The following is an 8,325-nucleotide window of genomic DNA, read 5'->3' as shown; positions in this document are numbered from 1 at the left end:
TGTTTGGCCTAAGTTTTCGCAGCGAGTGACCCCTGGCTTTTTGAGAAGATACGCTAGATGTAGAAGATTCGCAAACATTAATACAGGGAAAAACATAGTGAAAAGGTCAAAAATCAATTTAACCGCTCGTTTAACTAAGAGGAAATGGAAAAAACGCATTAAGTTATTTTTTTTGGTCTTAATTGGTTTTGTTTTTAGTAGCTTAGCTTTCAATGTTTTGGTAAGATTGCCCATTAATGGTAATCACGCAGTAGATGGCATTTTAGTTTTGGGTGGCAGTATTCGACGGGAAATTTATGCAGCTCAGATTACTCCTCAATATCAAGACATTCCTATCATTGTTTCTCAAGGCTCGAAGCCCCCTTGTATTAAGCTAATTTTTCAAAGAGAACAAGCTCCAATGGATAATGTTTTTCTAGAACAATGCGCTAATTCGACTTTTGAGAATTTTTTCTTTTGCATTCCCTTACTACAAAAGCACAAAGTTCATAAAGTCAAGGTCATAACTTCACAAAGCCATCTCCCCCGAGCTAAATGGTTGGCACAAATCCATTTAGGAGCCAAAGGTATCGCAGTTGAAGTGGATACTCCCTCGGAGAAAGGGGTTCCTGGCAATCATGAATCAGACTTTAAAACTTTTTTGGATGTGACTCGTAGTTTAATGTGGGCCGTTGTTAGTCAAGTTATCCAACCTCCCTGTTTTTACGTAACTCCTTTAGAAGCGGTTGACCTTTCCAAGTGGTACGAAAAGGGATTTAGGTGCGAGTACCAGGGAGGTATTTCTTATTTGATTGAAGGTTCACCGCTAGATTTAGAAAATGGCTAATTTGTGGGGATTTTAAAAGTCTCGGGTGATTCTAAGTTTTCTCAGGTTATCTAATAGTTATTCGCCAGAAAAATCTAAGTCAGAGATAGTAACAATAGCTCCATTTTCTTCCATGGAACGACTCAAACTGGTCAAAATTTGTACTAACTTGGTGGCAACTATCCCCGAGGAAAACTTGCAAACAATATTAGTCCTAACACTCTCCAAAAAGCTATCGCACACTTCTTTCAAAGGTTCGGCTTTTTCTACAGGTATAACCTCTTTGTGTTCTCCTTGAGGAATAAATTTTTCCCCCTTGGGTTCCACATAACCCTGTTGTAAAACTAGGGGTTCATCTTTCAACATTTCATCAAAAATTAACGTTCCTTCCTTTCCCACCACACACAATCGACGCTGTTTATCTGGATTACACCAGCAAAGATGAATTTGGGCTTGAAATCCGCTAGGATAATACAAGGTTAACCAAACCATATCCCCTAAACCATTGGGAGATAAATTGGTGCGACGATCCCCTTGTAACCACACGACACCTTGTGCTTGTACCTGAAAGGGATATTCTCCCAACCAATGGTTGAAAATGCTAATATCGTGAATGGCAAGATCCCAAAGTGCATCTACATCTTGACGGACTGGCCCTAAATGTGTGCGACTCGCGTATCCATAACGCAATGTTCCTAACTTTCCTTTGTCTAGAAAAGATTTGCCCTGGTTGACCGCAGCATGGAATAAATACGTATGGTCGATCATTAATTGTCGTTTTTGCTGTTGTGCTAAACGAGTCAACTCTAGACATTCTTCGGGGTCAAGGGTTAAGGGTTTTTCTGCTAAGACATGATAACCTGATTGCAAAGCGTCTTTGATTAGACAGTAGTGTGTTGATGCAGGAGTGACAACCACCACAGCATCCAAATCAACTTTTTGTTTAATAATGTTCCAATCTGATGTTAGTAAAACAGATTGAGAATCGAGAGAAAATTTGTCTTTAACGGCCTTTAAATTTTCAGAGAGATGATCAGCGATCGCCACTACTTCTGCTTGAGGATGTGCCAAAAAATTACGCACTAAATGGTTTCCCCAACGTCCAACGCCTAAAATAGCTAGTCGAGTTTTCAAAGATTGTTATTCCTTTCTCGCAACTGACTTGTAGTTTACATCATTCTCTGGGACTATCTAGATATGTGCGAGGAGAAGGAGAAGAGTTAGCCGAATTTGAGGAGTAATAGGCAATGACTAGAACAGGCACTATAAGAGTCAATATAGCGATCGCTATTCCCATAACGTGAGTCCATCTATGAGCAGGAGGTTCGGTGGCCTTCCCTGACGGGCTACTAGATTCCATAAAACGATAATTTCGATAATAAGATTTCCCTTTTTATTGTACTGATTTTTTTAAGAGATTGATAGGGAAATATTACAGATTAGCAATAAAAAACCGCCACTGAAGTGTAGGCGGTTGCAATAAGCAATCGGAGGGTGATAATTGACTTTGTGTCTAAGTTTTAGTTTATGTTAAGGTTAACAATTTTTGTGTAACTAATTTAACGGAGTGATAAATTTTCCCAGATTAAATATTTTTCTACTTCATGATTTCGGAGCTAATAGCTAATAAATTGCTTAAATGACTCAATCTTTCTATTTCCCAAGTTTCCCATTGATAAGAAACTCGACAATGATGAATCCAAAGAATCCCCCAAAGATTATTGTTAACCAAGAGGGGAACCAAAGTCAGATTTTTTAAAGAAAGTTGCTCAAAGAAGGAAATTTGTTCCGTAGATAAAGCAATGTTTTCAGAAAAATTGAGAACGACGGTTTTTCCCTGTTGATAGGTAGATTGATAAACTCTCAACAAAGTAATTTCTTCCCACGGGAAAGTCTTAACAGAAGGATAAGCGGGGGCGATTACTTCGGTTATTAGTTTCCCATCTATCCGATAGACACCAAGTCTTTCTGCCTCTAAGTGGGTTTGTAATTGCTGCAGACAGTCTTGCAATAGGGATTTAAGGGAAGACGATTTCTGCCACTGATGACTTATCTGATATTCTAGACGTTGCCATTGCTGTTGTTTAGCCAACCGAGACTCAAGAAGATTTAACCGTCTTAAAGTTCTACCGTTCGACAACAGATGATTAACCCTGTGTAATAAAACCGACCCAAAAATTGGTTTAGTAACGTAGTCTGTTGCTCCTGCTGCAAATGCTTGATCGATGGAGTCTTGATCATCAAGAGCTGTAATCATTAAAATGGGAACATAATTGTTATTGCTCAGAGAACGCAGTTGTCTACAACAGGTAAACCCATCTATACCAGGCATAATTGCATCCATTAGTACCATATCGGGCTTTTGATAACTGTATTGTTCGAGACATTGCTGACCATTTTTAGCCTCGAAGGTTCTGTAACCTTCTTGTTCCAGGGCAATCTTCAAGAGATTTCTCATGGTGCGATCATCGTCAACAATCAGAATTGAACAGTCTTCTGGTTCTCGGTTTGAATCATTCACAATAAGCGTTATGGATAAAAATTTGTGCTTCTTTTCATAAACTGAGTTTAATCTTGAACACAGTTTGTTAGCCTTAGTTCGATTTTAGGAGTTAGGAGTTAAGTCTTTAAAAGTTAGTCAAGGAACACCCTATTCTTTATTGTGGATGATTTCGATACCAGTCAATAGTGTTTTTTAAGCCTTGTTTAAAGTCCACCTGAGCTACAAAATCAAACTTTTCTTTAGCCCGTTGTGTGTCTAAACAGCGACGGGGTTGACCATTGGGTTTATCGGTCTGCCAAATAATTTTCCCCTCGAACTCCATCAACTCGCAAATTAACTCGGCTAAATATTTAATAGGAACTTCGTAATTAGTTCCTAAGTTCACCGGTTCTGGTTCGTTGTATACTTGGGTTGCCATAACGATACCTCGGGCAGCATCGGTGGAGTATAAAAACTCTCTCGTTGGGGAACCATCACCCCAGACAAAAAGCTCTTTTTTCCCTTCTTTTTGAGCCTCATAAACTTTACGAATCAAGGCAGGAATAACGTGAGAACTATTAGGGTTAAAATTATCTTCGGGTCCGTATAAATTCACTGGTAGCAAATAAACACCGTTGAACCCGTATTGTTGCCGATAAGATTCCAACTGAACCAATAATGCCTTTTTAGCTATGCCATAAGGGGCATTGGTTTCTTCTGGGTAACCATGCCAAAGATCGTCTTCTTTAAAAGGAACAGGGGTAAACTTAGGATAGGCGCAAATAGTTCCTACACAGGTAAATTTTTCTACCCCTGCCTCGTAGGCGGCGTGAATTAGCTGTGCGCCCATCATTAAATTGTCGTAGAACAATTCGGCAGGTTTTTCTTTATTTAAGCCAATCCCTCCCACATGGGCAGCCAAATGGATAACAATGTCTTGTTGTTCTACTGCCCGTTGACAATGATCGAGTCTCCTGAGATCACAATCACGAGATCGGGGAATGGTAATTTTTTCTGGTTGTGTACCTACGGCCACCAACTCTTTAACCACTTGTTTCCCTAGGAAACCAGCCCCACCGGTTACCAAAATTTTTTTATTCGTTAAATCTAGCATTGCGTTGATACTCCCTTGATCCCTGAAGGCCCTGAACAGTTGTTAATCATTAGCTATTAAGAATGACTTAATCTCTAATTAATAAACAACTGACCGCCAAAATTAGTCCACCATGACACTCATCGGTTGACGCACATAAGCATTATCCTTGAAGAGTAACACTTTGTCATTAGATGTTGTATTTGGAGAGGAAAGTCCTAAAGCTGCCAGATCTGCTTCTACCATGAGATGAACTAGTTGCTCAAAGGTAACAGAAGGTTCCCATTCAAGTTTTGTCTTGGCTTTGGTTGGATCACCGATTAGTAAATCTACTTCAGCAGGACGCAAGTAACGCTGATCGAAGTATACGTAATCTTCCCAGTTTAGGTTGACGTATTCAAAGGCAATTTTCACGAATTCTCGAACAGAATGGGTTTCTCCTGTGGCGACTACATAATCATCGGGTTGTTGTTGTTGTAGCATTAACCACATTGCTCTGACGTAGTCTTTTGCGTAACCCCAGTCCCGTTTTGAGTCGAGGTTTCCTAGATAGAGTTTTTTCTGAGTTTTGGCAACAATGCGGGCGATCGCTCTAGTAATTTTTCGGGTTACAAAGGTTTCCCCACGACGAGGGGATTCGTGGTTAAATAAAATGCCATTACAGGCAAATAAATTGTAAGATTCTCTATAGTTAAGGGTTTGCCAATGGGCGTACACTTTGGCACAAGCGTAGGGACTACGGGGATAAAAAGGGGTTGTTTCCTTTTGGGGGACATCTTGTACTTTACCGAACATTTCCGATGAGCCGGCTTGATAAAAACGGACTTCGATACCTGTTCTTTGTTGATAGTCTCTGATAGCCTCCAAAATTCTTAGGGTTCCCATACCCACAGCATCCACAGTGTATTCTGGAGAGTCAAAACTGACCCGAACGTGAGACTGAGCGCCTAAATTATAAATCTCAAAGGGTTGTACTTCTTCTAGGATGCGTCTAAGGGTGGTACCGTCGGTCAAGTCTCCGTAGTGTAGAAACAACTTTGCATCGTTTTGGTGAGGATCAATGTACATATGGTCGATGCGATCGGTATTAAAGGTTGAGCTTCGACGAATGATCCCATGAACTTCGTATCCTTTGTCTAATAAAAACTCGCTTAAGTAAGAACCATCTTGTCCAGTAATTCCAGTGATGAGGGCACGTTTTGTTTGGGTCATCGCTTAGTTGTCCTAAATATGAGAAAAAATTGATTTAGTTTTGTAATCTTCTTGGGTCTTAATAACATACTTTACTTCACAATGACAAGCTTTGCCTATACCCTCTATTTTCTGCTCTACTCTGCCTAAAAAATCAAGCTTTCCCCGTATGAGAGAAAGCTTGCTAGTGAGGCTAGAAACTAATTTTAGTGCAATAATCAATAGGCACCGTTATTTTCAGGAAATAGAACGACACCGATGGTTTTGAAAATGATCCATAAATCCATCAACAAATTACGATAGTTAACGTAATAAACGTCGATTTGCACCCTTTGAGGATAGGGAATGTCATTCCTTCCTGAAACCTGCCACAAACCCGTAATTCCAGGACGAATAGTCAAGACTTTTTCAATCTTGCTACCATACTTACACAATTCTTCGGGGACTAGGGGCCTAGGACCAACAACACTCATGTCTCCCTTAAGAACGTTCCAAAACTGTGGAAATTCGTCCAAACTGGTCAAACGTAAGAATTTACCGATCCAAGTAATACGGGGATCTGCTCTCAGTTTGAAGTTATCTTCAAATTCGAGGCGCATTTCTGGACAATCAGCCATCATCGTTTCCAGTACCCGATCAGCGTTTTGTACCATTGTGCGAAATTTGATGCATTTGAACTTTTTAAAGTTCTTTCCGACCCTTTCTTGACAGTAAAAAATAGGGCCTGGAGAACTTACACCGATTAACAATCCTAGCAACAAATAGACAGGTGAAAAAATAACCAGCACCGCCAATGAAAAGACGATATCAAAAGTTCTCTTAACAACTTGATCGCTGACAATAGGTCTAGAACGAGATTTGCGATCAATTCTTCGGGAAATGGAGGTCGGTAGACCTCTTCTGGTCAAAGCTTGTATGGCTTTGACAGCAATAAATTGGCTATTAGCAGTCATCTTACTCCTTCACATCACATCACACCACACCAGTTATGGTCCTAGAAGCCAATGAAACAAATCATAGCCCTAGAGATCACATTAATCGAAAGTTTGGTTATCAAATAGTTTGATTAAACTTTTGATAACACTGTTCCAAGAACGCCAAGTAAGACGTTTCAAAGACTTTGGGAGTAAATTTTGCCGCTTGGTTACGGCAACTCTCTGGATTTATCTGATGTTGAAACTTTGAGAAAGTTTCAACAGTTTCTGCCAGAGCTGTATGGGTTTGAGGGAAAAAGAAAATCCCTGTCCCTTTATCCTTATCTTGACGAATATCGATTACGGTTTCTAATGCACCACCACCTCCATAGGCAATAACTGGGGTTCCACAGGCTTGGGCTTCCACCAAGGCGATACCAAAGTCTTCGCAAGCCGCATAAACAAATGCTTTGGCTTGAGTCATGTATTGCTCTACCACTTGATTGCTTTGCGCTCCCATGACTTTGATATTCCCTTGAGCCATTTGACGAATTTTTGGCAAATCAGGCCCATCACCAATAATAATTAAAGGATAACCTAATTGGTTAAAAGCTCGCACTATTAAGGCGATTTTTTTATAACTTACCAATCGAGAAACCGTTAGATAAAAATCTTGTTTGTTGGAACTGAAAGAAAATCTATCGATATTCACAGGAGGATAAATCACTTTGGCCTCCCGTCGGTAACAACGCCAAATACGACTGGCGGTGTGATGGGAGTTAGCGATAAAATAGTCCACCCGGTTGGCAGAAATTACATCCCATTGTCTAAGACGATGTAATAGGTAGCGGGTAAAAATTCCTGGTATTCCTCTGCCAGCTCGAGAATAATTGAGATAGTCGAAGGTCAATTCCCAAGCGTAGCGCATAGGAGTATGACAGTAGCAGATATGAAGTTGTTGAGGGCTGCTCAAAACCCCTTTGGCCACTGCATGGGAAGAAGACAAAATCACGTCGTAAGCTCTCAAATCTAACTGCTCAATGGCCAACGGGAGAAAAGGCAAATATTTTTGTACACCGTTACGAGCAAATGGAAAATTTTGTAAGAAAGTATGACCAATGGAACGCCCATATAAGTAACTTTCGACATTACTGGACTCAAAGTCAATTAAAGCATAAACATCGGCTTCGATATGCTGTAGAATCTCTTTGACGACTAATTCTGAGCCTCCTGTCGCTTGGGGAGTTAACCACTCATGAACTAGGGCATATTTCATGGCACTTTTCATAGAAAGAAAGTATTAAAATCATATTGGGTACAGCAGACACTTTAAAGTAGGAAATATGGCGTTTCTCTGACTCATGAGGTACGCTGTGAATGTCGCCTCCTACCCTCTGCCTCAAAATGATAACCTCTGTACCTCACAAGTATCAGAATTGCTATGTGGGTAAAAACTAACAGCAAGTCTGTATGATACATGAAATTAACATGGTTATAGCCTTAGCTTCAGGGAAAGCTATTAAGAATCTTCCAGAAGATTTGTCTATTATATATGTGAACAGAGCCGCACCGAGCCAGCTTGAATTGAATTCAAACTGGCTCGGTGATGGAAATAAAGGGAAATACTCTTTTTTAATTGTGTTTCGTAGCGGTGTTAAGTCTTTTTTGAGGAGATAACAGTTGTTTGAGACTCCTAACCTTGAGGAGAGACCCCGCCGAGGTTTTTTCTGTACGGGAATGCTCGGCGAGAAATTTTCTCTGAATTTTCTTCTTGTATCGAACTTAGATCCCAGATTCCGCACTTCAAAAGTAGCATTTTATACTACAAGTTTGTTTAGAA

General features: G+C 40.2%; 8 protein-coding genes. 1 reads left to right on the top strand and 7 read right to left on the bottom strand.

All coding sequences use genetic code 11. The annotated features are described in order from the left end of the window. Positions 1 to 97 precede the first annotated feature (97 nt). A complete protein-coding gene (locus tag P9B04_RS10260) occupies positions 98 to 826 on the top strand; it encodes a YdcF family protein (protein WP_342054895.1) in 729 nt (242 codons plus the stop codon). Positions 827 to 883: 57 nt separating this feature from the next. Here the strand turns inward: P9B04_RS10260 and P9B04_RS10255 are convergent, their stop codons facing one another. The 7 genes from P9B04_RS10255 to P9B04_RS10225 form a co-directional block, all read right to left on the bottom strand. Further along, complete coding sequence (locus P9B04_RS10255; protein WP_342054894.1) at positions 884 to 1,939, bottom strand: Gfo/Idh/MocA family protein; 1,056 nt, start codon at positions 1,937 to 1,939, stop codon at positions 884 to 886. 40 nt (positions 1,940 to 1,979) lie between these two features. Beyond that, entirely contained in the window at positions 1,980 to 2,165 is a 186-nt protein-coding gene (locus P9B04_RS10250; protein WP_342054893.1) for a hypothetical protein, read from the bottom strand. A gap of 237 nt (positions 2,166 to 2,402) precedes the next feature. Continuing rightward, entirely contained in the window at positions 2,403 to 3,326 is a 924-nt protein-coding gene (locus tag P9B04_RS10245) for a response regulator (RefSeq protein WP_342054892.1), read from the bottom strand. A gap of 136 nt (positions 3,327 to 3,462) precedes the next feature. Further along, positions 3,463 to 4,401, bottom strand: a complete 939-nt coding sequence (locus P9B04_RS10240) for a GDP-L-fucose synthase family protein (RefSeq protein WP_342054891.1) — start codon at positions 4,399 to 4,401, stop codon at positions 3,463 to 3,465. Between the two features lie 102 nt (positions 4,402 to 4,503). After that, entirely contained in the window at positions 4,504 to 5,592 is a 1,089-nt protein-coding gene (gmd, locus tag P9B04_RS10235; RefSeq protein WP_342054890.1) for a GDP-mannose 4,6-dehydratase, read from the bottom strand. 197 nt (positions 5,593 to 5,789) lie between these two features. Then, positions 5,790 to 6,524, bottom strand: a complete 735-nt coding sequence (locus P9B04_RS10230) for a sugar transferase (RefSeq protein ID WP_342054889.1) — start codon at positions 6,522 to 6,524, stop codon at positions 5,790 to 5,792. Positions 6,525 to 6,624: 100 nt separating this feature from the next. Further along, entirely contained in the window at positions 6,625 to 7,761 is a 1,137-nt protein-coding gene (locus tag P9B04_RS10225) for a glycosyltransferase (protein ID WP_342054888.1), read from the bottom strand. Positions 7,762 to 8,325: the final 564 nt, after the last annotated feature.

It is taken from the genome of Crocosphaera sp. Alani8, from assembly GCF_038442745.1.
In the GTDB taxonomy this organism is placed as follows: Bacteria; Cyanobacteriota; Cyanobacteriia; order Cyanobacteriales; family Microcystaceae; genus Crocosphaera.
The sequence above is the reverse complement of the archived record's forward strand: the minus strand, read 5'-3'. Positions and strand labels throughout refer to the sequence as shown.